Origin of the sequence: Streptomyces europaeiscabiei (assembly GCF_001550375.1) — a bacterium.
In the GTDB taxonomy this organism is placed as follows: domain Bacteria; phylum Actinomycetota; class Actinomycetes; order Streptomycetales; family Streptomycetaceae; genus Streptomyces; species Streptomyces europaeiscabiei.
In genome coordinates, this window is the sequence record NZ_LRTR01000505.1 from 1 (window position 1) to 24678 (window position 24678).

Sequence of the window (24678 nt, forward strand, 5' to 3'; positions counted from 1 at the left end):
AAGGCCGCGCTGCTCGCCGCCCTCGCCGCCGAGCGCGGGGCGGTGCTGCTGGCCTCCGAGAAGCAGCCGCACCGGGCGGGGCTCGTCGCGAAGGCGTTGCACGGCAATCCAGGCCCGTATCAGGTGATCGCCGCCGACGGGACCCGTCCGCCCTGGCGGCCCGGCTCGTTCGACCGGGTGCTGATGGACGTGCCCTGTACGGGGCTCGGGGCCCTGCGGCGGCGGCCCGAGGCCCGCTGGCGGCGGAGGCCCGAGGACCTGGAGGGGTTCGCCCCGCTCCAGCGCGCGCTGCTGCGGACCGCGCTGGAGTCCGTACGGATCGGCGGGGTCGTCGGATACGCGACCTGCTCGCCGCACCTCGCCGAGACCCGCGCGGTCGTCGACGACGTGCTCAAGCACTACGGCGGCGCGGCCGACCTCATCGACGCCCGGCCGCTGCTGGAAGGCGTACCGGCGCTGGGCGAGGGGCCCGACATCCAGCTCTGGCCGCATCTGCACGGGACGGACGCCATGTATCTGGCCCTGATCCGCCGGGTCGCGTAACACCTCACCCGTCAGCTGCCCGGACCCGCCGCGCTGCCCGCCGGTTCCTTCGGCGGCGGCGTCGCGCCGCCGTCCTCGTGGGCCAGCCGGTGGGGCCACCACACCTTCGGTCCGACGTCCAGGAACAGTGCCGTGACCAGCACGGACCGCACGATGAAGGTGTCCAGGAGGACGCCCAGGGCCACCGCGAAGCCGATCTCGGCGAAGGCGACCATGGGGAGCGTGCCGAGGGCGGCGAAGGTGCCCGCGAGGACCAGGCCGGCCGAGGTGATCACCGCGCCCGTCGTCGCGAGGCCCGTCACCACGGCCTTACGGGTGCCCTGGTGGGCGGCCTCCTCGCGGATGCGGGTGGTCAGGAAGATGTTGTAGTCGATGCCCAGGGCGACCAGGAACACGAAGACGAACAGGGGGAAATCGGTCGACTCGCCCGCGTAGTCGAAGATATGTCTGAAGGCGAGCGCGCTGATGCCCAGTGCGGCGGCGAAGGACAGGATCACCGTCCCGATCAGCAGGAGCGGGGCGATCAGGGCGCGGAGCAGGGCACAGAGGATCAGCAGGACCACGAGCAGCACCAACGGGATGATCAGGATGTTGTCGTGGGTCGTCGCCTCGTCCATGTCCAGCAGGGCCGCCGTGCCGCCGCCCACCTGGGCGTCGGCGTCCGGCACCTCGTGGACGGCGTCGCGGACCCGTTCCACGGTCTGCTTCGCGGCCTCGCTGTCGGCCGGGTCGGACATGGTGGCCTCGAAGAGGACCTGGCCCTCGTGGGCGGGTTTCGTGCCGGGGGGCAGGCCGAGCGAGTCCGCCACGACGCCTTCCGTGTCGGCGACCACGCGGCCCACCTCCCGGGCCTGCGCCTGGTTGCTGATGATCACGAGGGGGTCGCCGCTGCCCGCCGGGAAGTAGCGTGCGGAGACCTCCTGGCCGACGATCGAGTCCGGTTTGCCGGTGAAGGCGTCCGCGTTGCCGATGCCCTCCGCCCGCAGCTGGATCAGGCCCAGCGAGCACAGGGCCAGGGCGGCCGCCGTGGCGACCCAGACCGTGCGGGGGCGGCGGGAGAAACGGCGGCCCATGCGGGCCCACACGCCGTGCTCGGTCGGGTCGGCGCTGCCGAGGTGCGGGATCACCGGCCAGAAGATCCAGCGGCCGAAGATCACCAGCAGGGCGGGGAACAGCGTCATCATCGCGAGGAGGGCGACCGCGACGCCGATGGCCGCCACCGGGCCCAGACCGCTCGTCGAGTTCATCTCGGCGGCCAGCAGCACCAGCATGCTCAGGACGACCGTCGCGCCGGACGCCAGCACCGCCGGGCCCGCCCGGTGCAGGGCGAGGGCCATCGCCTCGTGGCGGTCCTCGTGGCGGCGCAGCTCCTCCCGATAGCGGGCCACGAGCAGCAGGGCGTAGTCGGTGCCGGCGCCGAAGACGAGGACGGTGAGGATGCCCGCGCTCTGGCCGTTCACGGTCAACCCGGTGTGTTCCGCCAGCAGGTAGATCAGGGCCTGGGCCGTGAACAGGGCGGCGATGACCCCGATCAGGGGGACCAGGATGAGGGTCGGACTGCGGTAGGTGAGCAGGAGCATCACGATGACGACGGCCATCGCCGACACCAGCAGTGTGGAGTCGATGCCCTCGAAGGCCTCGGAGAAGTCGGCGGACGTACCGCCCGGACCCGTGATGTGCACGGCGAGCCCGCCACCGCCCTCGCCCACGTCGTCCCGGATCGAGTCCACCGCAGGCGCGATCCGCTCCCAGCCCTTCTCGTCCATGGTGATCGGCACATAGACCTGAGCGGCCCTCGGGTCGACCGCACGGTCGTAGACGGGGCCACGGGTCTGGGATCCGATGATCCCGTGGTCGGTGAGCTGCTTGAGCTCCCGCACGTCCTCCTCGATCATCGTCCGGTCCTCGGCGGTGAGGCCGCTCTCCCGGGCGTAGACGACGACCGCGGGGATCTGCTCGGGCCGGAAGCCCTCGGAGATCTCCAGGACCTGGGTCGACTCGGCCGAGCCCGGCAGCCATGAGGAGGCGTCGTTGTCCTGGGCGTCGGTGAGCTTCGTCGCGAACGGCGCGACCACGAAGAGCACCACCAGCCACAGCCCCAGCACGATCCACTTGGCACGCCGCCCGCAGACGAGGTGACCGATGCCCCGGTTTCCTGTCATGCCGACCTCCAGGACCGCGCCCCCTCAAGGGCGCGGGACAGTGACATGTGCGGCTCCGCCGCGTGGGCGCGGGCCACCACGAACGGCCCGCAGTGGACGTACCACCGTCTCCACCCCGAACCGATGCCCGCAACCCCCGGCGGACATGGCAGTCTTGGCCCATGGCCGCGCAGATCAACCCAAGCATCCTGTCCGCCGACTTCGCCCGTCTCGCCGACGAGGCGAAGGCGGTCGAAGGCGCCGACTGGCTCCATGTAGACGTGATGGACAACCATTTCGTCCCGAACCTCACGCTCGGTGTGCCGGTCGTGGAGTCCCTGGCCCGTGCGACTCGGACGCCGCTGGACTGCCATCTGATGATCGAGGCCCCCGATCGCTGGGCGCCCCAGTACGTGGAAGCGGGTGCCGGTTCCGTCACCTTCCATGCCGAGGCGGCCGCCGCACCGGTGCGGCTCGCCCGCGAGATCCGGGCCAAGGGAGCCAGAGCCTCCATGGCGCTCAGGCCCGCGACGCCGATCGAGCCGTTCGAGGACCTGCTGCCCGAACTCGACATGGTGCTGATCATGACGGTCGAACCGGGCTTCGGAGGCCAGGCCTTTCTCGACATCATGCTCCCCAAGATCCGGCGGACCCGCGAGTTGATCAGCAAGCACGGCCTCGACCTGTGGCTGCAGGTCGACGGCGGTGTCGCCGCGTCCACCATCGAGCGCTGCGCCGAGGCGGGCGCCGACGTCTTCGTCGCCGGCTCCGCGGTGTACGGGGCGGACGACCCGGCCGAGGCGGTGCGCGCGCTGCGGGCCCAGGCGGAGGCCACGACGGCGACCGCCGGGTGGGCCTGCGGCCACTGAGTCACGGGGGTACGGCTGTGCGAACACCGAGGTGAGCGCGGCACGTCGTACGTCCAGAGGGCCAAGGGAACGTGAACGACGTTCCTTCCGGCTGATCGAAAACGCCGGATCTGCAAGGATGAACGGCGTATCCATGTGTGAAGAGCAGTGAGGAGATGACCGTGTCGGGTATGTCGGCGGGCCGGTCAGCCATGCGGATGGGACCCGCTGAGCTGGTTCAGGCGGCGGCCATGGCCCGCCGTTTCTACCTCGAGGGCAAGTCCAAGATCCAGATCGCCGAGGAGTTCGGCGTGAGCCGCTTCAAGGTGGCCCGGGTCCTGGAGACCGCCCTCGAACGGGATCTCGTACGTATCGAGATCCGCGTCCCCGCGGAACTGGACGCGGAGCGCTCCGACGCGCTGCGCGCCCGCTACGGCCTGCGGCACGCCGTGGTCGTCGAGTCCCCGGCGGAGGCCGAGGAGACGACCGACCCGGAGAACCTCGGCGAGGTCGCCGCGGACCTGCTCGGCGAGCTGGTCAACGAGGGCGACATCCTGGGCCTCGCCTGGGGCCGGTCCACCATCCACATGGCGGCCGCCCTGGACCGGCTGCCGCCCTGCACGGTGGTGCAGCTGACGGGGGTGTACGACGCCGGGACCGCCGAGCGCGGCTCGGTCGAGGCGGTCCGGCGGGCCGCGCAGGTGTCGGGCGGCGACGCCCACCCCATCTACGCGCCGATGCTCCTGCCGGACGCGGCGACCGCGATCGCGCTGCGCCACCAGACCGGGATCGCGCGGGCCTTCGAGTACTTCGACAAGGTCACGGTCGCCTGTGTCTCCATCGGCTCGTGGGAGGCGGGCATCTCCACGGTGCACGACATGCTCAGCGACGAGGAGCGCGGCCACTACGCTTCCCTCGGTGTCGCCGCCGAGATGTCCGCGCACCTCTTCGACGCCGAGGGCCGCCGTGTCGGGCGCGACCTCGGCGAGCGGTGCATCACGGTCAAGGCCGACCAGCTCCGCCGTATCCCCGAGGTCGTGGCGATCGCGGGCGGGCAGCGCAAGGCGGCCGCGATCGACGCCGTGCTGCGGTCGGGGCTGGTGACCAGCCTCGTCACCGACACCTCCGCGGCGGACTACCTGCTGACGGCCGGTCAGACGCCCCGGCCGGCGCTCAACCGGGCGGACCCGGACGGGCCGTAGCGCTCCGCCGGGTGCCCGGTGGGGTGCGCCTACCGGGTGGGGTGTGTGGGTGGCCGCGGGGGCGTGGGGGGTGATCGCGCAGTTGCCCGCGCCCCTCACAGGGCGCGGCCCCAGCCCGGCGGGCCGATGACGCGTACGAGTCGTGCAGGACGGACAGCGACGGCACGCTCGCCGAGGTGCTGCGCATCGGCAGCCGGGTGCACATCGGTCGGAGCCGGGCGGTGTCGCGGACAGGCCCGCTTTCACGGATCGCTGCGCCTGCGCTTTCGACCTGCCCGACTTCGTCGGCCGCGATCGGGACGCCCACGCCGACCTGCCGTGGGCTCCGCCCCCTGGGGACGCCCGGTCGAGGTCACCGGATGGCAGGGGTACGCGGGGGCCGAGCCGAACGGCTGGAACATCGCGCGGGAGGTGTCCGCCGACGCCGCCGACCACCGGCACGGCATCGGCACGGCATCGGCACGGCACCGAGCTGCGGATCCTGCTCGCTCTCGGAGGATCCTCCTAGACCACCCACCGCCCCTCTGGACGATCCGTCGGGGCCGCTCGTACCCTCCGACATGGGACAATGAAGTACGTGCTCTTCCCTCTGGCGGTCCTGTCAGGGGGTCACCTCTGATCGACCGGGATGTGCGGCACGTGCGTTTCCTCAATGACATCCAGCCCGCGTACGACCTGACGTACGACGACGTCTTCATGGTCCCGAGCCGCAGCGCCGTCGGATCGCGCCAGGGCGTGGACCTGACCTCCCCGGACGGCACGGGCACCACCATCCCGCTGGTCGTCGCCAACATGACCGCCATCGCCGGCCGCCGCATGGCCGAGACGGTCGCCCGCCGCGGTGGCCTGGTGGTCGTCCCTCAGGACATCCCGAACGAGGTCGTCACCGACGTCATCTCCTGGGTCAAGAGCCGCCACCTCGTCCTCGACACCCCCATCGTGCTGAACCCGCACCAGACGGTCGCCGACGCGCTGGCCCTGCTGCCGAAGCGGGCGCACAACGCGGGCGTCGTCGTCGACGAGGCGCTCCGCCCCGTCGGTGTCGTCACCGACGCGGATCTCACCGGCGTCGACCGCTTCACCCAGCTCGAAGTCGTCATGTCCCGGGACCTGCTGCTCCTGGACGCCGACATCGACCCGCGCGAGGCCTTCAACCGGCTCGACGCGGCCAACCGCCGGTACGCGCCCGCTATCGACAAGGACGGCCGCCTCGCCGGCATCCTCACCCGCAAGGGCGCGCTCCGGGCCACGCTGTACACCCCCGCCGTCGACGCGAACGGCAGGCTCCGCGTCGCCGCCGCCGTCGGGGTCAACGGTGACTTCGTGGGCAAGGCCAAGGAACTGCTCGACGCGGGCGTCGACACGCTCGTCATCGACACGGCGCACGGCCACCAGGAGTCGATGATCAACGCGATCAAGCTGGTGCGCGACCTCGACCCCCGAGTGCCGATCGTGGCCGGCAACATCGTCGCCGCCGAGGGAGTGCGGGATCTGATCGAGGCGGGCGCGGACATCGTCAAGGTCGGCGTCGGACCCGGTGCGATGTGTACGACGCGCATGATGACCGGCGTCGGGCGGCCCCAGTTCTCCGCGGTTCTCGAGTGCGCGGCCGAGGCGAAGAAGTACGGCAAGCACGTATGGGCCGACGGTGGCGTGCGGCACCCCCGTGATGTCGCCATGGCGCTGGCGGCGGGCGCGTCGAACGTGATGGTCGGGTCGTGGTTCGCGGGGACGTACGAGTCGCCGGGCGACCTTCAGCAGGACGCGAGCGGGCGGCTGTACAAGGAGTCGTTCGGGATGGCGTCGGCTCGGGCCGTGCGCAACCGGACGAGCGAGGAGTCGGCCTACGACCGGGCGCGCAAGGCATTGTTCGAGGAGGGCATCTCGACGTCGCGGATGTTCCTGGACCCGGCCAGGCCGGGGGTCGAGGACCTGATCGACTCGGTCATCGCGGGGGTGCGGTCCTCGTGCACGTATGCGGGGGCCGGCTCCCTGGAGGAGTTCGCGGAGCGGGCTGTGGTGGGGGTCCAGAGTGCGGCGGGGTATGCGGAGGGCAAGCCGCTGCACGCCAGCTGGAGTTAGGGCGCCTTCGAGCCCGGGAGCGGTGCGTCGGCGGGTGCGGGTTCGATGCGGGCTCGTCGCGCCCACGCGGCGGAGCCGCAAGTCGAATGCAGCCCCGCGCCCCTGACTCCACCGGCGTCGCGCAAGGGTTTTACGGGGCCGTGCAACGAAGCTGCGCCGTCGTTCGATGCACGCAACGATCTTGCGTGAGTGCGCAAGGTTGCCGCATTACGCTCGTGAAGGTCTGGCTCATAGGGTCATGCGCTGTACGTGGCGTGGCGGGGACCTCCTGCTCGGTGGCCCCCTGCTGTTCGGTGCTGTCGGTCCCCACCCGCCCTGACCGGCAGCGACGAAGGAGCCACGCGTGCTCGACCAAGGCGCACCCCCGCAGCATGAGAATCGGCCCGCCCCGCCGTCCGGAGGCGTCGGGGCGCGGCTGATGCGCCGCAAGCCCGTGGAACGCCTGGTCGCCGAGGGCGGCCAGGGTGAGGGAGGGTCGCTGCGGCGGTCCCTCGGACTGTGGCAGCTGACGATGATCAGCATCGGCGCCACGCTCGGCACCGGCATCTTCGTCGTGCTCGGCGAGGCCGTCCCCAAGGCGGGGCCCGCCGTCACGCTCTCCTTCGTGATCGCCGGTCTCACCGCGCTGTTCTCCGCCCTGTCGTACGCGGAGCTGGCCGGCACCATCCCGGTCTCCGGCTCCTCGTACTCGTACACGTACGCAACGATGGGCGAGCTCGTCGCCTGGGTCTGCGGCTGGTGTCTGGTGCTGGAGTACGGGGTGTCGGTGGCGGCCGTCGCGGTCGGCTGGGGCGAGTACCTCAACGAGCTGCTGGACGGGACGATCGGCGTGACCATTCCGGACGCGCTGTCCGCGCCGCCCGGAGACGGGGGCGTCTTCAACCTGCCCGCGCTGATCGTCGTACTGCTCGCGATGGCGTTCCTGCTGGGCGGGGCCCGGGAGTCCGCCCGAGCCAACACGATCATGGTCGTGGTGAAGATCGCCGCCCTGCTGCTCTTCTGTCTCATCGGTGTGCAGGGCTTCCGGTCCGGCAACTACGAGAACTTCATGCCGCTCGGCATGGCCGGTGTCAGTGCGGCCGGGGCGACGCTCTTCTTCTCGTACATCGGCTTCGACGCGGCCTCGACCGCCGGCGAGGAGGCGAAGAACGCACAGCGCGATCTGCCTCGCGCGATCATGCTCTCCCTGGTCATCGTGACCGCGCTGTACGTACTGGTCGCCGCCGTCGCGATCGGGGCGCGGCCCTGGGAGCGGTTCGGCGAGTCCGAGGCCGCCCTCGCCGGGATCATGAAGGACGTCACCGGGGACGCCTTCTGGGGGACGCTGCTGGCGGCCGGGGCCGTCATCGCCATCGCCAGTGTGGTGCTGACCGTGCTGTACGGGCAGACCCGCATCCTGTTCGCCATGTCCCGGGACGGGCTCGTGCCCAAGGTGTTCTCGCGTGTGCACCCGAGGACCGGCACGCCGCGCGTCAACACCGTGATCGTCTCGCTCTTCTGCGGTGTGCTCGCCGCCGCCATTCCGCTGGGGCAGCTCGCGGATGCGACGAGCATCGGTACCTTGTTCGCGTTCGCGCTGGTCAACGTGGCCGTCGTGGTGCTGCGGCGGACCCGGCCGGACATGCCGCGGACGTTCCGGGTGCCGTTGTCGCCGGTGCTGCCGGCGCTCGGATTCGGGTTCTGCGTCTGGATGATGGGCAGCCTCGACGCCGTCACCTGGGTCGTGTTCGGGGTCTGGATGGCCGTCGGGCTCGTGTTCTACTTCAGTTACGGCTATCGCCGCTCGCGCCTCGCGATCCCCTCGACCCCTTCGACTCCCTCGTCCTCATCGGCTCCGTCGACTCCAGAGAAGTGATCCACCCGCAGTGCTGAACGATCTCGACGAACGCATCGTGCACGCCCTCGCCGAGGACGCCCGCCGTTCCTACTCCGACATCGGCCAACTCGTCGGCCTGTCCGCGCCCGCGGTCAAGCGGCGGGTGGACCGACTGCGGGCGACCGGGGCGATCACCGGTTTCACGGTTCGGGTGGACCCCGCCGCGCTCGGGTGGGAGACCGAGGGGTTCGTCGAGATCTACTGCCGGCGGAACACCTCGCCGGAGACGATCCAGCGGGGGCTGGAGCGGTACCAGGAGGTGGTCGCGGCGTCGACCGTCACCGGGGAGGCCGATGCCGTCGTGCAGGTCTTCGCCTCGGACATGCGGCACTTCGAGCGGGTGCTGGAGCGGATCGCCGGGGAGCCGTTCGTCGAGCGGACCAAGTCCGTGCTGGTGCTGTCGCCCTTGCTGCGGCGGTTCTCCTCCGGGGCGCCCGCCTGACAGGGCGCGCCCCTCAGGGAGCCGCGGTCTTCCTCGCCAGCGCGTTGTTCCCTATCGAGTTGTGCACGCTGAAGCTCACCGCGTCCGGGCGGTAGCGGTCGTCGGACCACTCCACCGGGCGGCCCTCGCGGGTGGTGGTGACGCGCCGGACGCGCAGGAGGGGGCTCGTGCGGCGCACGGCCAGGCACTCGGCGTCCCGGGCGCCGGCGGCCACGGCGTCGATGATGTGCTCTCCGTAGGCGAAGACCAGGCCCGTGTCGTCGAGCAGGCGCTGGGTGACCGAGGGACAGTCCGTCTCGATGGGCTCGACGGCAGGGGAGATCCAGTCGGCGTAGACCGTGCGCTCCAGCAGGACGGGCAGCCCGTCGAGACCGCGCAGGCGCAGCACGTGCAGGACACGGGCGCCCGCGGCGAGCTGGAGGCGCACGCGGTCCTCGGCGGTGGCGGTCCGGTACTCCTGGGAGATCACGCGGCCCGTCGCCTCGCGGCCTATCGCGCGCGCCCACTGGGCGAAGCTGCGCAACTCGGCGAAGCTCTGGCTGCGGCGGCCGGCCAGGACCACCCGGCGGGCGCCCTGGCGTGAGCCGATGAGGCCCTCGGCGGTCAGGGTCGCCACGGCCTGACGGACGGTGCCGCGCGAGACGCCGTAGCGGGCCGCGAGTTCGGTCTCGGGGGGCAGCAGACTCCCCACCGTGTAGTCCTCACGGTCGATCGCCCGCCGCAGTGCCTCGGCGATGTCCTCGTGTCGCGCCGCCATGATCCCCTCCGCTCGTCCCGCTCGTCCCGGTCGCCCGCTGTGCACAGTGCGGCCAGCCTAATGAGGTGGCGAAGAAACTACCGAACCGGGCGATCGTCCAGTGTTTGTGCGGGAAAACGTGCACGAGTATTTCGCCGGAGTTTACGTGCGTGATATGAAGCGCGGACCTAATGAGGCCAACTTGTTCAGACAAGTGCTCCACCCAGATCGTCCCTGCGCGTACCCCTGGAGAGCCCGTGACCCTCTTCCCGCCGAGAACCGCCGTCATCGGTGGCGCCCTCGCCGCCGCCGTACTCACCCTCAGCGCCTGTGGCGCGGCCCCCGAGACCACGACCACCACCGACGGCAGGAACGCGGCCACCGCGACCTCGGCGAAGGACTTGGGCGGCCTGGACGCGCTGATCAAGGCGGCCAAGAAGGAGGGCACGCTCAACGCGATCGCCCTGCCCCGTGACTGGGCCAACTACGGCGCGCTGATCGACGGGTTCGAGAAGAAGTACGGCATCAAGATCGAGGTCGAGAACCCGGACGGGGCCAGCCAGGACGAGATCAACGCCGTCACCTCGCGCAAGGGACAGGACCGGGCGCCCGACGTGCTCGACCTGGGCAGCTCCTTCGCTCTGAGCGCCGCCCAGCAGGGGCTGCTCGCCCCGTACAAGGTGGCCGCGTTCGCCGACATCCCCGAGGGCCAGAAGGACCCGAAGGGCCAGTGGTACAACGACTACGGCGGCTACATATCCATCGGGTGCGACGCCAAGCGCGTGAAGGAATGCCCGGAGACCTTCGCCGACCTGCTGAAGCCGCAGTACAAGGGGCAGGTCGCGCTCAACGGCAACCCCACCAAGTCCGGTTCCGCCTTCGGCGGGGTGTGGGCGGCCTCGCTGGCCAGCGGCGGCTCGTTCGACGACATCCAGCCCGGACTCGACTTCTTCGCCAAGCTGAAGAAGAACGGCAACTACACGCCCGTCGAGTCGACGCCGGCCACCGTCGAGAAGGGCGAGACGCCCATCAGCATCGACTGGGACTACCTGAACGCCGGGTACGCCGACGAGTTCAAGTCCAAGGGCGTCGACTGGAAGGTCGTCGTCCCTGAGGACGGCAAGTTCTCCCAGTACTACTCCCAGGCCATCAACAAGGACGCACCCCACCCGGCCGCCGCCCGGCTCTGGCAGGAGTACCTCTACAGCGCCGAGGGCCAGAACCTGTGGCTCGCCGGATACGCCCGCCCGGCCCTGATGACCGCCATGGAGAAGGCGGGCACGCTGGACGAGACCGCCGCGGCCAAGCTGCCCGAGGTGTCCGGCACGCCCGAGTTCCCGACCGAGGACCAGCAGACCAAGGCCAAGGACGTGCTCGGACAGGGCTGGGCCAAGGCGGTCTCCGGGTGACCGCCGTCGTCACCGAGGCCGACACAGCGCTGGTGGCCGCCGCTTCCCTGAAGCGGCGGCCCCGCCCCGGCGGATGGCTCGCCGTGCTCCCGCTGCTGGCCTTCGTCGCGGTCGCCTTCGGGCTGCCCGCCCTCGCCATGCTGAACGGCGCGTTCACGGTCAAGGACCAGACCACGGGCGCCACTTCGTACACCACGGCGAACATGACGGCCTCCGTGCAGGGGGCCTACCTCACGGCCATGCTCGGCAGTGTGAAGCTGTCCGCCGTCTCGGCCGGGCTCGCGGCCGTCCTGGGGCTGCCGCTCGCCCAGGCCGTGGTGACCTCCCGCTTCCCGGCGCTGCGCGAGGCCGTGCTCACGGCCTCCGGGGTGCTCGCCAACTTCGGCGGTGTCCCGCTCGCCTTCGCGTTCGTCGCCACCCTCGGCAACGCCGGTGTGCTGACCAGGCAGCTGGGTCTGACGGACAAGGGCTGGGACCTCTACAGCTTCTGGGGACTGGTCATCGTCTACCTGTACTTCCTGATCCCGCTCATGGTCCTCACCATCACCCCCGCCCTCGACGGACTGCGCGTCCAGTGGCGCGAGGCCGCGCAGAACAACGGCGCCACCGGCCTCCAGTACTGGCTGCACGTGGCCCTTCCCGTGCTCGCGCCCTCGCTGCTCGGCGGGCTCGTCCTGCTCTTCGGCAGCGCCTTCGCCGCGTACGCCACCGCCGCGGCCATGGTGGGCAGCTCGATCCCGCTGGTCACCCTGCAGATCGCCGACGCCATCTCCGGCAACGTCCTGGTCGGCCAGGAGAACGTGGCGCTCGCCCTCAGCCTCGACATGGTCCTGATCGCCGGCCTGGTCATGGCCGTGTACCTGCCCCTGCAACGACGGAGCGCGCGATGGCTGGCCTGAACCCCGGGCGCCCGGCACCGCGGCGCCCCGCTCTCTGGCGCCCGCTCGTCCTCGCCTGCGCCGGGCTGTACTTCCTCGTCCCGCTCGCCGCCTCCGTGATCTTCACGGTCGACGTGCCGGGCGAGGGGATCACCTTCGAGGCGTACGGGCAGATCCTCGGCACCGAGGGTTTCGTGACCAGCCTGCTGCTCTCGCTGGAGCTGGCCGCCGTGACGATCGCCGTCGTCCTGCTGCTGCTGGTGCCCGCCATGGTCGCGCTGCGGCTCGGCGCGCCCAGGCTGCGGCCCGTCGTGGAGGTGGTGTGCTCCCTGCCGCTGGTGGTGCCGCCGATCGCGTTCGTCGCCGGGCTCGGGACCGTGCTCAAGTGGGGGCCCGAACACCTCTCCCGGACCCCGCTGTTCCAGACCTTCGTCGCGATCCAGAACCCCGACTTCCCCGTGGTGCTGGTCCTCGCCTACGTCGTGATGGCGCTGCCCTTCGTGTACCGGGCGCTGGACGCGGGGCTGCGCGCCATGGACGTACCGACCCTCGTCGAGGCCGCCCGCAGCTGCGGGGCGAGCTGGCCGCAGGCGCTGGTGCGGGCCGTGCTGCCCAATCTGCGCGGGGCGCTGCTCAACTCCGCCTTCCTCACCCTGGCGCTCGTGCTCGGCGAGTTCACCGTCGCCCAGCTCCTGGGCTTCCGGCCGTTCGCCGTGTGGATCGTCAACGTCAGCGGCTCGCAGGCCCAGCTCTCCGTCGCCGTCTCGGTCCTCAGCCTGCTCGTCACCTGGGCCATGCTCCTCGCGCTCGCCTCGTTCGGCGGACGCACCCCAACCGCTTCCGCCTCCCGGGGATGAACCATGACCGTGCTTGAGAAAACAGCGACCGACACCGCCGCCACCGTCGAGTTCCGGGGCCTGCGCCGGGAGTTCGGGGCCACCGTCGCCCTCGACGGACTCGACCTGACCGTCCGGCCCGGTGAACTCCTCGCGCTGCTCGGCCCGTCCGGCTGCGGCAAGACCACCGCGCTGCGGATGCTCGCCGGCTTCGAACACCCCGACTCCGGCGAGGTGCTGGTCGACGGGGAGGACGTCACCCGCGTCCCGGCCCACCGGCGCGACGCCGGCATGGTCTTCCAGTCGTACAGCCTCTTCCCGCACCTCAGCGCCCTAGACAACGTGGCCTTCGGGCTGCGCATGCGCAAGGTGCGCACGGCCGAACGGCGGGCCCGTGCCGCCGAGTTGCTCGACCTCGTGGGCCTCGCCGACAAGGGCGCCCAATACCCCCATCAGCTCTCCGGCGGCCAGCAGCAGCGCGTCGCCCTCGCCCGGGCGCTCGCCCTGCGGCCCCGGGTGCTGCTGCTCGACGAACCGCTCTCCGCCCTCGACGCCAAGGTCCGGCTGACCCTCCGCGAGGAGATCCGCCGGCTCCAGCAGGAGCTGGGCATCACCACCCTGTTCGTGACGCACGACCAGGAGGAGGCGCTGTCCATGGCCGACCGGGTCGCCGTGATGCACGCCGGGCGGCTCGAACAGTGCGCGGCCCCGGTCGAGCTGTACGGCCGTCCGGCCACCGCCTTCGTCGCCGAGTTCGTCGGCACGATGAGCCGGATCCCGGGCCGGCTGGACGGCACGACGGTCGAGGTACTGGGCCGACGGCTGCCCGTGGACGGCGAGGCGCCGACCGCCACAGAGGTGGATGTACTCGTACGGCCGGAGGCGGTCGGGGTACGGGCGGACGACACCGGCGAGGCCCGGGTGGTGGCCACCGCGTTCCTCGGCGCCGCCACCCGCCTCACCGTACGGCTCGCCGACGGCACCGAGGTCAAGGCCGACCTGCCCACGCACGAGGCGGCGACCCTCGGCGCCGGCGCGTCCGTGACCGTGAGCCTCCCCGAGCGGCCGGTACTGGTCGCCGCGCGCGCCACCCGCTGAGCATCGCCCGCGCCACCCGCTGAACACGCTGCCCGGCCCCCCACTGCCGGGCAGCGCCCCGACACACCCCCGCAGAAAGAGAAACCCTTGTCTCGACTCCTGCTCCAGGCCGCCCTGTTCGACATGGACGGCACGCTCGTCGACACCGAGCGGCTCTGGTGGGATGCGGTGGAGGAGGTGGCCGCGGGCCTCGGGCGCGCACTGACCGAGGCCGACCAGCCGGACGTGCTGGGCCGTCCGGTCGAGTACACCGCCGCCTGGCTCGCCGGGATCACGGGCGCACCGGGGGACGGACTGGCCGCCGATCTGCACCGGGAGTTCGCCGACCGGGTCCGCACCGGGACCGTGCCCCGCCCGGGCGCGCTGGAACTGCTGAGGGCCCTGGTCCGCGAGGGCGTCCCCACCGCCCTGGTCACCGCGTCCCCGCGAGCCGTCGCCGACACCGTCCTCGACGCCCTCGGCCGCGACCTGTTCGCCGTCTCCGTCACCGCCGACGACACCGAGCACACCAAGCCGGCCCCCGACCCCTACCTCGCCGCCTGCCGCGCGCTCGGCGTCGACCCCGCCGCCTGTGTGGCCGTCGAGGACACCGAGACCGGTGTCGCCTCGGCCGAGGCGGCGGGCTGTGTGGTCCTCGCCGTGCCCTCGCTCGCGCCGATCGACGAGGCTCCGGGGCGGACCGTACGGGAGAGCCTGGAGTCGGTGACCCCGGCGAGCCTGCGCCAGCTGGTCGCCCCCGACGGACCCGCCCTGCGCGTGATGACCTGGAACCTCTGGCACGGCGGCACCAGGGTCCGCGACCACCGGGCCAAGCAGCTCAAGGTCATCACCGAGACGGACGTCGACGTGGTCGGCCTCCAGGAGACGTACGGCACCGCCGCGCAGGAACTCGCCGACGCCCTCGGCTGGCACCACCACCGGGCCGGCGACAACCTCGGCATCATCAGCCGCCACCCGATCACGGCCCGCTTCGGCGACCCCGACGTCGGCTTCTACGGGGCGGCGGGCGTCCGGATCAGGACCGGCTCCGGCACCGAGGTGGACATCTGGACGGTCCACCTGGACTGCGAGCCGTACGGGCCCTACGAGGCCGCCTTCGACGGGTTGGAGGCCGCCGAGCTGACCGCCCACGAGGAAGTGCGGCTCGGCCGGCTGCGGGACTGCCTGGGCCGGATCGACGGCACCGTGCCGGTCGTCGTGGTCGGCGACTTCAACAGCCCGTCGCACCTCGACCGGCCGGACGTCGACTGGCCGGTCACCAGGGCCGCCGAGACGGCCGGTCTGCGCGACTCCTACCGCGAGGCCCACCCCGACCCCGCACGGGAGCCGGGCCACACCTGGTCGCCGGTCCATGCCGAACACGAGGACGGCAGCGGCCGGCCGGAGCCGCAGGACCGGATCGACTTCGTCCTGCACCGGGGCCTCGCGGTGCTCGACTCCCGGACCCATGTCAGCGGCACGCCCCGCACCTGGCCGGACGTCGAGGACAACGACTGGCCGTCGGACCACGCGGCGGTGATCACCACGTTCGCGCCGGTCACGGCCGCCGGGAAGTGAGCCCTGATACCCACTGGGCTCGACGGGCCGACCGGACTAGCATCGGTGCCATGACCTGGCGACATTGATCCACCAGCCGTGCCTCCCGAGGGCCGCCTCGGACGCCGTACCTCCGACGTCCGCATCGCCCCTTCGGGAAGGCCTCATGACTCTCTCACCTGCGCGTGTGCCCGATGCCGGGACCAGTGGTGTCCGGCGGCTGACGGCCACGCTGTACGGATACGCGTTCCTCGACGACTTCGTGCTGCTCTACCCGGTGTACGCGCTGCTGTTCAGCGACACCGGACTGTCGATCTGGCAGATCTCCTCGCTGTTCGCCCTGTGGTCGATCACCGGCATCCTGCTGGAGGTCCCCTCCGGCGCCTGGGCCGACGCCGTCTCCCGGCGGCTGCTGCTGTGGCTGGGCCCGCTGCTCACCGCCGCCGGCTTCGCCCTGTGGGTGATCGTCCCGTCGTACTGGGCCTTCGCCCTCGGCTTCGTCCTCTGGGGGGTGCGCGGCGCGCTCGGTTCCGGTGCGCTGGAGGCGCTGGTCTACGACGAACTGGACCGGCTCGGCGCGGCCGACCGGTACGCGCGTGTCATCGGCCGGGCACAGGCGGTCGGCATGGTCGCCGTGATGGCGGCGATGGGGCTGGCGGGGCCGGTCCTCGACCTCGGTGGCTATCCGGCCGTGGGCGCGGCGAGCGTGCTGGTCTGTGTGCTGACCTCGGTGATGGCCACGCGGTTCCCGGAGCACCGGCCGGCCGAGGCGGGCCAAGGCGACCGGGTCTCCACCCTCACGACCCTGCGGACCGGACTCGCGGAGGTCCGCCGGGACCGGTCCGTACGCGGGGCGCTGCTGCTCGTGCCCGCCGTCGGCGCGGTGTGGGGCGCCCTCGACGAGTACACACCGCTGCTGGTCCGGGACACCGGGGTGGCCGAGCAGACGGTGCCGTATCTGCTGCTGGTGATCTGGGTGGGGCCGACGATCGGCAGTCTGCTGACCGGGGCGGGGGAGCGGCTGGGCACGGCCGGGCTGGGAGTGGTGCTGGCGGGCTCGGCGTTCGCGCTGGCCGTGGGGGCGTCGACGCGTACGCCGGCCGGTATCGGGCTGGTGGCCGTCGCCTTCGGCGGCTTCCAGTTGGTCAACGTGCTCGCCGACGCCCGGCTGCAGGATCGGATCGAGGGGGCTCGGCGGGCGACCCTGACGTCGGTCGCGAGCATGGGGACGGAACTGGCCACGGTGGGTGTGTTCGCCGCGTACGCCGTGATCGGTGCGTCGCATGCGCACGGGGTCGCGTTCGCCGTGTTCGCGGTGCCGTATCTGGTGACGGCGATCGTGCTGATGCGGAGGGACACCTGAAGGGACGGAGAGAGAGGGGGTGGGGCGGGGGACCGCGGGCGGCTGCGGGTTCGGCGTGGTTGATGTCGCGGCTCCCCGCGCCCCGTCCGGGAGCCGGGCGCGCCCCTGAGCACAGACGCAACGAATCGTCGTCCGTGGCGTCGGGTACGCAACGAATCGCGCCTCGGCGCGCAATGGCTCCTGCTTGTCCGGCCCCGCGCGCCGACCGTACCGTCTAGATGGCCCCCAAACTCCCTTGTCCCGGTGAGGAACACGCATGCGTACCGCCCTGCTCCAGAGCTCCGGTCGTCCCGGCTCGGTCGTCGGGAACCTGAAGGTGCTCGACGAGGCCGCGGGGCGGGCCGCCGCGGCCGGGGCGGGGCTGGTGGTGGCGCCGGAGATGTTCCTCACGGGCTATGCGATCGGCGACGACATCGCGCGGCTCGCCGAGGCGGCCGACGGTGACTCGGCCGACGCGGTCGCCGAGATCGCGGGGCGGCACGGGGTCGCGATCGCGTACGGGTACCCGGAGCGCGCCGGTGAGGCGGTCTTCAACTCGGCGCAGCTCGTCTGCGCCGACGGCGTCCGGCTGGCGAACTACCGCAAGACCCACCTGTTCGGCTGCTTCGAGCGCGATCACTTCACGCCGGGCGAGCAGTCCGTCGTCCAGGCCGAGCTGGACGGGCTCCGCGTCGGGATCCTGATCTGCTACGACGTGGAGTTCCCGGAGAACGTCCGCGCCCACGCCCTCGCCGGCACCGACCTGCTCGTGGTGCCGACGGCCCAGATGCATCCGTTCCAGTTCGTCGCCGAGTCGATGATCCCGGTGCGGGCCTTCGAGAACCAGATGTACGTCGCGTACGTCAACCGGGTCGGCCACGAAGGGGAGTTCGAGTTCGTCGGACTCTCCACGCTGGCCGGGCCCGACGGGGTCGCACGTACCCGGGCCGGACGTGAGGACGAACTCGTCCTCGCCGATGTCGACCCCGCCTTCCTCGCGGCCCAGCGCGAGGCGAACCCGTATCTCCAGGACCGTCGTCCCGGTCTCTACGGGTCCCTCGTCTGAGATCCGCCACCCCGTACCTGTCTCGACCTTTCTTTCTTTCGCAAGGAGTCCGTACCCCATGACGTCCACCGTGCCCAACGCCATCGAGCACGCAGACGAGCAGCAGCAGCCGATCACCATGTTCGGCCCGGACTTCCCGTACGCGTACGACGACTTCCTGGCGCACCCGGCCGGCCTGGGGCAGATACCGGCCACTGAGCACGGCACCGAGGTCGCGGTCATCGGCGGCGGGCTGTCCGGCATCGTCGCTGCGTACGAGCTGATGAAGATGGGGCTCAAGCCGGTCGTGTACGAGGCCGACCGGATCGGCGGGCGCCTGCGGACGGTCGGGTTCGACGGGTGCGATCCGTCCCTCACGGCCGAGATGGGGGCGATGCGCTTTCCGCCGTCCTCCACCGCGCTGCAGCACTACATCGATCTGGCCGGTCTGGAGACCCGGCCCTTCCCCAACCCCTTGGCGGAGGCCACGCCTTCGACCGTCGTCGACCTCAAGGGCGAGTCGCACTACGCCGAGACGATCGACGACCTGCCGCAGGTGTACCGCGACGTCGCCGCGGCCTGGAACGCCTGCCTCGAAGACGGCGCCGACTTCTCCGACATGAACCGGGCGCTGCGTGAGCGCGACGTGCCGCGCATCCGGGAGATCTGGGCGAAGCTCGTCGAGCGGCTCGACAACCAGACCTTCTACGGCTTCCTCTGCGACTCCGAGGCCTTCAGGTCCTTCCGGCACCGCGAGATCTTCGGCCAGGTCGGCTTCGGCACGGGCGGCTGGGACACCGACTTCCCGAACTCCATCCTGGAGATCCTGAGGGTGGTCTACACCGAGGCCGACGACCACCACCGCGGCATCGTCGGCGGCAGCCAGCAACTCCCGCTGCGGCTCTGGGAGCGCGAGCCGGAGAAGATCGTGCACTGGCCGTACGGGACGTCCCTGAAGTCCCTGCACGTCGACGGTGAGCCGCGGCCCGCCGTGACCCGGCTGCACCGGACCGCCGGCAACCGGATCACCGTGACGGACGCGAACGGCGACATCCGCACCTACCAGGCGGCGATCTTCACCGCCCAGTCCTGGATGCTGCTGTCGAAGATCGCCTGCGACGACTCGCTCTTCCCGATCGACCACTGGACCGCCATCGAGCGGACGCACTACATGGAGAGCTCGAAGCTGTTCGTCCCGGTCGACCGGCCCTTCTGGCTGGACAAGGACGAGGACACGGGCAGGGACGTCATGTCGATGACGCTCACCGACCGGATGACGCGCGGGACCTACCTCCTCGACGAGGGTCCTGACAAGCCCGCCGTCATCTGCCTCTCCTACACGTGGTGCGACGACAGCCTGAAGTGGCTGCCGCTGTCCGCGAGCGAGCGGATGGAGGTCATGCTGAAGTCGCTCGGCGAGATCTACCCGAAGGTCGACATCCGCAGCCACGTCATCGGCAATCCGGTGACGGTCTCCTGGGAGAACGAGCCCTACTTCATGGGCGCGTTCAAGGCGAACCTGCCCGGCCACTACCGCTACCAGCGGCGCCTGTTCACCCACTTCATGCAGGACCGGCTGCCCGAGGACAAGCGGGGCATCTTCCTCGCCGGCGACGACATCTCCTGGACGGCCGGCTGGGCCGAGGGCGCGATCCAGACCGCGCTCAACGCGGTCTGGGGCGTCATGCACCACTTCGGGGGCGCCACCGACGCGACCAACCCCGGGCCCGGGGACGTCTACGACGAGATCGCGCCGGTGGAACTGCCGGAGGACTAGAGGCGGTCGGAGGCGGGCCGGTCAGGCCGGCAGCGGGGTCAGCAGCATGCGGCCCGTCAGGCCCACCGCCGCGTCCAGCCGGAGGGCGGACTCCTCGGCGAGATCGGGGAGTCCACGCAGCGCCCACAGTGCGCGGGCGGTCGACCAGGTGGCCTCACGGGCCCGTTCCAGGCTCCACGCACCGAGCAGGTGGGTGAGCGGATCGGCGATCTGGAGGAGATCCGGCCCCGGCATCAGCTCCTCGCGAATGTGCTCCTCCAACGACACGAGGACATCGCCCACATATTCGAACTCGTCCTCCAGGTCGGCGGGTTCGCAGCCGAGCGTACGACAGGTGTCCACGACGGCCAGCGCGAGATCGTGTCCGATGTGCGCGTTGATGCCGCAGAGGGCGAACTGCATCGGCCGTACGCCGGGATGGTGCCGGAACTGCAGCAGCGGCCGCCAGCAGGCGGGCGCACAGCCGCCCTCGGCGACCTTCAGATACCGCTCGGCGAAGAGCACGTCCAAGGTGATCGCGGCCTCGGCGTCCGGGAAGTGGCCGGAGTCCAGCCGTCGGTCGATGGCCTCCGTGACGGTGAGGTAGACGCGGTTGAACACGGCGATCCCGTCCCGCTCGGGCAGGACCGCGTCGAGGGCGTGCATACGGGAGACGACGGTGTCCACCGAGTCCACGGAATTGGTGAATTGTTCCAACTGCGCCATAGGGGGCAGGGTCCCAGGCCTAGGCTGCCACCGGCGTCGCCGTGCCCGTCGCGTCCCCGGAACGGGGTAACGCGGGCGCGGTGGAAAGTACCGGAAAGCCGACGGAACGCGGTCCGGGGAGCAGGTCCGGGGAGCGGGCAGCAGGTCCGGGGGAGCAGGGGGGAGCACCACGTGTCAGGCATGCGCGCCCGGCGTCTGGCCGCACGCCGAGCCGAGCGCAGGCGGGCGGCGAGGCGCGGCGCCATGGTGGCAGCGGCGGCGGCCATGGCCGTCGTCGGAACCGTCACCGGGATGGTGGCCGCGCTGGGCGGCGAAAGAGGCGCCGCGGACGAGGCCCGGCCGCTGATGAGCCGCTCACCGGGCCTCCTGTCCGATGCGGCCGAACGGACCGCGCAGACCGAGCCGACTCCGGGCTCGCCCCACCCGTCACGCACCTCGCCTCCGCCTTCGAAATCGCCCGTACCGTCCGAGGAGGCCCGGGTGAGGCCCTCGGCGCAGCGGACCGAACGGCGGACGCAGCCCGTGGCCGGCCCCGGCGCGCTCTACCGCCACCCCGACTCCCAGGTCCTGGACTGGGTCCGGGACAACCCGGACGACCCGCGCAGCACCGCCATCGAGACCGGCATCGCCGACCGTCCGGCCGCCGTCTGGTTCACCGATCCCACCCCGGCCGCCACCATGTCCCGGGTCGCGGCGGTCGCCTCCGCGGGCGCCGTGCGGGGGCAGGTGCCGGTCCTCGTGGCGTACGCGATACCCGACCGCGACTGCGGAGGGGCCTCGCAGGGCGGGGCGTCGAGCCTGGACGTGTACGACGCCTGGATCGACGCGTTCGCCGCCGGGCTCGGGTCGGACGACGTCATCGTGATCCTGGAGCCGGACGCGATCGCCCAGTCCGACTGCCTCTCCGCCGGCGCCCGTGCCGACCGTTTCGCCTCGCTCGCCCGCGCCGGACGCGTCCTGAAGGCCGCCGACCCCCGTGCCCGTGTCTACTACGACGCCGGGCACTCGGAGTGGAACGTGCCGGGCAAGCAGGCCGCACTTCTCCGCCAGGCTGGTGCCGCCTCGCCCGACGGCTCCGACGGCGTCTTCAGCAACGTGTCCAACTTCAACCGCACGGAGGCCGAGGCCGCCTACGACCGCCGGGTCCTCGATGCCCTCGGCGGCCCCGCGGGCCTCGGCGCCGTCATCGACACCAGCCGCAACGGCAACGGCGCCCCGGCCGACGGCGAGTGGTGCGACCCCGCAGGTCGCGGCCTCGGCCGACCACCGACCCTCACCACCGGCGAGCCCCGCGTCGACGCCTACCTGTGGGTGAAACTGCCGGGCGAGTCCGACGGCTGCCGGGGGAGGGCGGGGGCGTTCTCACCGGGGTACGCGTACGAGCTGGCGCGGGGGTGAGGGGCGTGCGGATGCGAGGCGGACACCCGGGGTCCCGGCACGGGCCGAGCCCGAGCCCGTGTCCCGCACGTACCGCACGTACCGCTGGATGTTCGCATCTTCCGTGTCCTCGTACGGCTGGACGCGGGGACCCTGTGTCCGCCCCCGTGGACGGCCGCGGCGTCAGGGCTTCGGGTCGGGCACCGCCACGTCCGTCGGTGTGAGTCGCGGGCGGTCCCGATCACTGGTGCGCAGGACGCCCGCGAAGGCGACCAGGCCGCAGGCCAGCACGGTGACCAGACCGAACGACACGACCAGGCTGGTCAGTTGAGCCAGACCGCCGATCGCGCTCGGCGCGACCAGGCCGGAGGTGTACGTGATGGTCGCGACGCCCGCGATGGCCTGGCTGGGGTTCGGCCCGCTGCGGCCGGCGGCGGCGAAGCAGAGCGGGACGACGACCGCGATGCCGAGCCCCATCAGCGCGAAGCCGCCCATGGCGAGCGCCGGCTGGTTCGCGACGACGATCAGAACCCCGCCGAGCGCGGCCAGCACACCGCTCGCCCGGACGGTACGGACCGCGCCGAAACGGTTGACCACCGCGTCGCCCGCGAGCCGGGCCACCGCCATGGTCAGCATGAAACCGGTGGTGCACGCCGCCGCGAGCCCGGCCGAGGTCTCCAGCTGGTCCCGCAGATAGACCGCCGACCAGTCCAGCGCCGCCCCTTCCGCGAACACCGCGCAGAACCCGACCGCGCCGATCAGCAGCGCCGACTTCGGCGGCAGCGCGAACCGGGGCGGCGGCTCCTCGTCCTCGGTGGCCCTGAGGTCCAGTACCCACTGGCAGGCGACCAGACCGAGGGCGGTGAGCGTGACCGCCGCCAGCGCGTGGTGCAGGCGGGCGTCCGAGCCCAGATGGGCGGCGAGGGTGCCGGCCGCCGAGCCGACGAGGGCGCCCGCGCTCCACATACCGTGCAGGCCCGACATGATCGACTTCCCGAGGCGGCTTTCCACCTCGACGCCGAGCGCGTTCATCGCGACGTCCGCCATGCCCGCCGACGCGCCGTACACGAACAGCGCGAAGCAGAGCGTCCAGAGATTCGGCGAGAGGGACGGCAGGATCAGCGCGAGTGTCCACAGGCAGAGCAGTCCGCGCAGTGCGGTCCGGGCGCCGAAGCGGTGGCTGATCCGGCCCGCGAGCGGCATCGCCAAGGACGCGCCGATCGCCGGGAAGGCGAGGGCGAGGCCCAGTTGGCCCGCGCTGACCCCCGCGTGGTCCTGGATCCACGGCACGCGGGTCGCGAACGAGCCGGTGACGGCGCCGTGCACCGCGAACACGGCCGCCACCGCGTACCGCGCCCGCCTCACCTCGCGCTGCTCGTAGACCACCACGCTCATTCTCCGCCTCCCTGTATTTCGATGCGCCGCGATGTGTCGGCGTGCCCGGCCGTCGCCCGTCGTCGCCCACGGGCCCGCGGGTGCCGCCGGGTTCTCCGCGCTGCCGGTGTTCTCGAAGCGTCGCAGAACCCGGGGCTTCGGTGCCCCGGACCCCGACTCGCCCGCTGTCCTCGAAGCCTCCGACGTGCGCGAAGCGTCCGACGTCCAGGAAGCCTCCGACGTGCGCGAAGTGTCCGCTGTCCCCCGAAACCTCCCGAGTGCGCGAAGTGTTCGACGTCCCCGAGACCTCCGGGCTTCTCCAAGTCCTTCGAGCTTCCGGTTCCCCGATGCCCTCCGCCCATCCGGCCTTCGGCAACGCCGACGTAAACTATCAGGAACCCTGCCTGATAGATAGGGAGCAGCCGCCCGAGGGCCACCGGCCGTACGGCGCCGCAGATCTGGGAGGATCCCGGCATGCCCGCATCACCCAGCACCGCCCGAGCCATCAACGACCGGCTCGCCCTGCGGCTGCTGCAGCAGGAAGGGCCGCTGACGGCCGGGCAGTTGAAGCAGCTCACCGGTCTGTCCCGGCCCACGGTCGCCGACCTCGTGGAGCGCCTCACGGCCGCCGGGCTGGTCGAGGTCGTGGGGGAGTCGGGCGAGCAGCGGCGTGGGCCCAACGCCCGGCTCTACGGCATCGTGGCGGACCGTGCGCATCTCGCCGCGCTCGATGTGCGCACCGAGGGCGTCACGGTCGTCGTCGCCGATCTGCTCGGTACGGAGCTGGCGCGGGCGTCCGTCCCGATCGCGGACGACGCCGGCACGGGGCCCGCGGTGGAGCAGGCGGTCACCCTGGTGGAGCGTGCCGCGAAGGAGGCGGGCGCCGACCGGCTGCACACGGTGGCGATCGGCGCCCCCGGCCTGATCGACCCGGCCACGGGCGAACTCCGCGACTCCAGCGGGCTCCCCGAATGGCACCGCCGCCTGGTCGCCGCCCTCGGCGAGAGCTTCCCCGCCCGTGTCCTCGTCGAGAACGAGACCAACCTCGCCGCGCTCGCCGAACAGCGGGACGGCGCCGCCCGCGACCGCGACACCTTCGTCCTCCTCTGGCTCGGCCTGGGCACCGGCGCCGCGGTCGTCCTCGACGGCCACCTCCGCCGGGGCGCCTCCGGCGGCACGGGCGAGATCGGCTTCCTCCCCGTTCCCGGTACGACCACGGTCCCCTCGGCCACCGACTGCGAGGGCGGCTTCCACTCCCTGGGCGGCGCGGCGGCGGTGGCGGCACTGGCCACCGCACACGGCGTCACGGCCGAGGCGGTGCCGAACGAGCCGCACGCGGCGACGCTGGTACGGGCGGCGGTCGCCGGGCTCACGGCGAACGGCACGGCTGCGTCGCCGACCGGCCTCGACCTCCCGGCGTGTGTGCCCGGC

20 protein-coding genes are annotated in these 24678 nt (G+C 71.8%); 16 read left to right on the plus strand and 4 right to left on the minus strand.

Features of this window, described 5'->3' with window-relative positions; genetic code table 11:
- Positions 1-543 (plus strand): RsmB/NOP family class I SAM-dependent RNA methyltransferase (locus tag AWZ10_RS24325; protein WP_482258114.1); only part of this gene is annotated, 543 nt, incomplete at its 5' end.
- Between the two features lie 11 nt (positions 544-554).
- Here the strand turns inward: AWZ10_RS24325 and AWZ10_RS24330 are convergent.
- Positions 555-2705, minus strand: coding sequence for an MMPL family transporter (locus tag AWZ10_RS24330; protein WP_046705600.1), 2151 nt, complete (start codon positions 2703-2705; stop codon positions 555-557).
- Positions 2706-2866: 161 nt separating this feature from the next.
- On the opposite strand from AWZ10_RS24330, the gene rpe reads away from it, so the two are divergent.
- The 5 genes from rpe (at position 2867) to AWZ10_RS24355 (ending at position 9134) form a co-directional block, all read left to right on the plus strand.
- Entirely contained in the window at positions 2867-3553 is a 687-nt protein-coding gene (rpe, locus tag AWZ10_RS24335) for a ribulose-phosphate 3-epimerase (RefSeq protein ID WP_046705599.1), read from the plus strand.
- Between the two features lie 137 nt (positions 3554-3690).
- Positions 3691-4734 carry a sugar-binding transcriptional regulator gene (locus AWZ10_RS24340; protein WP_037701381.1) on the plus strand — a complete coding sequence of 348 codons (1044 nt, stop codon included), beginning with the start codon at positions 3691-3693 and terminating at the stop codon, positions 4732-4734.
- 639 nt (positions 4735-5373) lie between these two features.
- Positions 5374-6816 carry a GuaB1 family IMP dehydrogenase-related protein gene (locus tag AWZ10_RS24345; protein ID WP_046708889.1) on the plus strand — a complete coding sequence of 481 codons (1443 nt, stop codon included), beginning with the start codon at positions 5374-5376 and terminating at the stop codon, positions 6814-6816.
- A 343-nt stretch (positions 6817-7159) separates the two neighbouring features.
- Positions 7160-8671 carry an amino acid permease gene (locus AWZ10_RS24350; protein WP_046708888.1) on the plus strand — a complete coding sequence of 504 codons (1512 nt, stop codon included), beginning with the start codon at positions 7160-7162 and terminating at the stop codon, positions 8669-8671.
- Between the two features lie 10 nt (positions 8672-8681).
- Positions 8682-9134, plus strand: coding sequence for an Lrp/AsnC family transcriptional regulator (locus AWZ10_RS24355; RefSeq protein ID WP_037701371.1), 453 nt, complete (start codon positions 8682-8684; stop codon positions 9132-9134).
- Positions 9135-9147: 13 nt separating this feature from the next.
- Here the strand turns inward: AWZ10_RS24355 and AWZ10_RS24360 are convergent, their stop codons facing one another.
- A complete protein-coding gene (locus tag AWZ10_RS24360) occupies positions 9148-9891 on the minus strand; it encodes a GntR family transcriptional regulator (RefSeq protein ID WP_060892033.1) in 744 nt (247 codons plus the stop codon).
- 236 nt (positions 9892-10127) lie between these two features.
- Between AWZ10_RS24360 and AWZ10_RS24365 the strand changes: the two genes are divergently transcribed.
- The 8 genes from AWZ10_RS24365 (at position 10128) to AWZ10_RS24400 (ending at position 19791) form a co-directional block, all read left to right on the plus strand.
- Positions 10128-11279 (plus strand): ABC transporter substrate-binding protein, encoded by a 1152-nt coding sequence (locus AWZ10_RS24365; protein ID WP_060892034.1) that lies wholly within the window; start codon positions 10128-10130, stop codon positions 11277-11279.
- On the plus strand, positions 11276-12178 hold the full coding sequence (locus AWZ10_RS24370) for an ABC transporter permease (protein WP_060892035.1): 903 nt from the start codon (positions 11276-11278) through the stop codon (positions 12176-12178). The genes AWZ10_RS24365 and AWZ10_RS24370 overlap by 4 nt, the downstream gene beginning before the upstream one ends.
- A complete protein-coding gene (locus AWZ10_RS24375; protein WP_060892036.1) occupies positions 12166-13014 on the plus strand; it encodes an ABC transporter permease in 849 nt (282 codons plus the stop codon). Before AWZ10_RS24370 ends, AWZ10_RS24375 begins: the two co-directional genes overlap by 13 nt.
- 3 nt (positions 13015-13017) lie before the next feature.
- The gene (locus AWZ10_RS24380; RefSeq protein WP_060892037.1) at positions 13018-14091 is read left to right on the plus strand and encodes an ABC transporter ATP-binding protein; all 1074 of its coding nucleotides are present in this window, start codon (positions 13018-13020) and stop codon (positions 14089-14091) included.
- A gap of 87 nt (positions 14092-14178) precedes the next feature.
- Entirely contained in the window at positions 14179-15648 is a 1470-nt protein-coding gene (locus AWZ10_RS24385) for an HAD-IA family hydrolase (RefSeq protein ID WP_060892038.1), read from the plus strand.
- 145 nt (positions 15649-15793) lie between these two features.
- Positions 15794-16990 carry an MFS transporter gene (locus tag AWZ10_RS24390; RefSeq protein ID WP_060892039.1) on the plus strand — a complete coding sequence of 399 codons (1197 nt, stop codon included), beginning with the start codon at positions 15794-15796 and terminating at the stop codon, positions 16988-16990.
- 256 nt (positions 16991-17246) lie between these two features.
- On the plus strand, positions 17247-18035 hold the full coding sequence (locus AWZ10_RS24395; RefSeq protein ID WP_046707907.1) for a carbon-nitrogen hydrolase family protein: 789 nt from the start codon (positions 17247-17249) through the stop codon (positions 18033-18035).
- A gap of 58 nt (positions 18036-18093) precedes the next feature.
- Entirely contained in the window at positions 18094-19791 is a 1698-nt protein-coding gene (locus AWZ10_RS24400; RefSeq protein WP_046707906.1) for a flavin monoamine oxidase family protein, read from the plus strand.
- Between the two features lie 21 nt (positions 19792-19812).
- Here AWZ10_RS24400 and AWZ10_RS24405 read toward each other — a convergent pair whose 3' ends face one another.
- A complete protein-coding gene (locus tag AWZ10_RS24405) occupies positions 19813-20496 on the minus strand; it encodes a DUF5995 family protein (RefSeq protein WP_060892040.1) in 684 nt (227 codons plus the stop codon).
- A gap of 243 nt (positions 20497-20739) precedes the next feature.
- Here AWZ10_RS24405 and AWZ10_RS24410 point away from each other — a divergent pair, with 243 nt between their 5' ends.
- On the plus strand, positions 20740-21894 hold the full coding sequence (locus AWZ10_RS24410; RefSeq protein WP_060892041.1) for a glycoside hydrolase family 6 protein: 1155 nt from the start codon (positions 20740-20742) through the stop codon (positions 21892-21894).
- A gap of 162 nt (positions 21895-22056) precedes the next feature.
- On the opposite strand, the gene AWZ10_RS24415 is transcribed toward AWZ10_RS24410, so the two are convergent.
- Complete coding sequence (locus tag AWZ10_RS24415) at positions 22057-23268, minus strand: MFS transporter (protein WP_046710133.1); 1212 nt, start codon at positions 23266-23268, stop codon at positions 22057-22059.
- 453 nt (positions 23269-23721) lie between these two features.
- On the opposite strand from AWZ10_RS24415, the gene AWZ10_RS24420 reads away from it, so the two are divergent.
- A partial coding sequence (locus tag AWZ10_RS24420; RefSeq protein ID WP_060892042.1) for an ROK family transcriptional regulator occupies positions 23722-24678 on the plus strand: 957 nt, incomplete at its 3' end.

Excerpts from the sequence above, each read along its gene's own strand:
- AWZ10_RS24400 (WP_046707906.1), top strand. The coding sequence starts at position 18,094 with ATGACGTCCACCGTGCCCAACGCCATCGAGCACGCAGACGAGCAGCAG.
- AWZ10_RS24330 (WP_046705600.1), bottom strand. The coding sequence starts at position 2,705 with ATGACAGGAAACCGGGGCATCGGTCACCTCGTCTGCGGGCGGCGTGCC.
- AWZ10_RS24395 (WP_046707907.1), top strand. The coding sequence starts at position 17,247 with ATGCGTACCGCCCTGCTCCAGAGCTCCGGTCGTCCCGGCTCGGTCGTC.
- AWZ10_RS24375 (WP_060892036.1), top strand. The coding sequence starts at position 12,166 with ATGGCTGGCCTGAACCCCGGGCGCCCGGCACCGCGGCGCCCCGCTCTC.
- AWZ10_RS24380 (WP_060892037.1), top strand. The coding sequence starts at position 13,018 with ATGACCGTGCTTGAGAAAACAGCGACCGACACCGCCGCCACCGTCGAG.
- AWZ10_RS24415 (WP_046710133.1), bottom strand. The coding sequence starts at position 23,268 with ATGAGCGTGGTGGTCTACGAGCAGCGCGAGGTGAGGCGGGCGCGGTAC.
- AWZ10_RS24405 (WP_060892040.1), bottom strand. The coding sequence starts at position 20,496 with ATGGCGCAGTTGGAACAATTCACCAATTCCGTGGACTCGGTGGACACC.
- AWZ10_RS24410 (WP_060892041.1), top strand. The coding sequence starts at position 20,740 with ATGGTGGCAGCGGCGGCGGCCATGGCCGTCGTCGGAACCGTCACCGGG.
- rpe (WP_046705599.1), top strand. The coding sequence starts at position 2,867 with ATGGCCGCGCAGATCAACCCAAGCATCCTGTCCGCCGACTTCGCCCGT.
- AWZ10_RS24390 (WP_060892039.1), top strand. The coding sequence starts at position 15,794 with ATGACTCTCTCACCTGCGCGTGTGCCCGATGCCGGGACCAGTGGTGTC.
- AWZ10_RS24360 (WP_060892033.1), bottom strand. The coding sequence starts at position 9,891 with ATGGCGGCGCGACACGAGGACATCGCCGAGGCACTGCGGCGGGCGATC.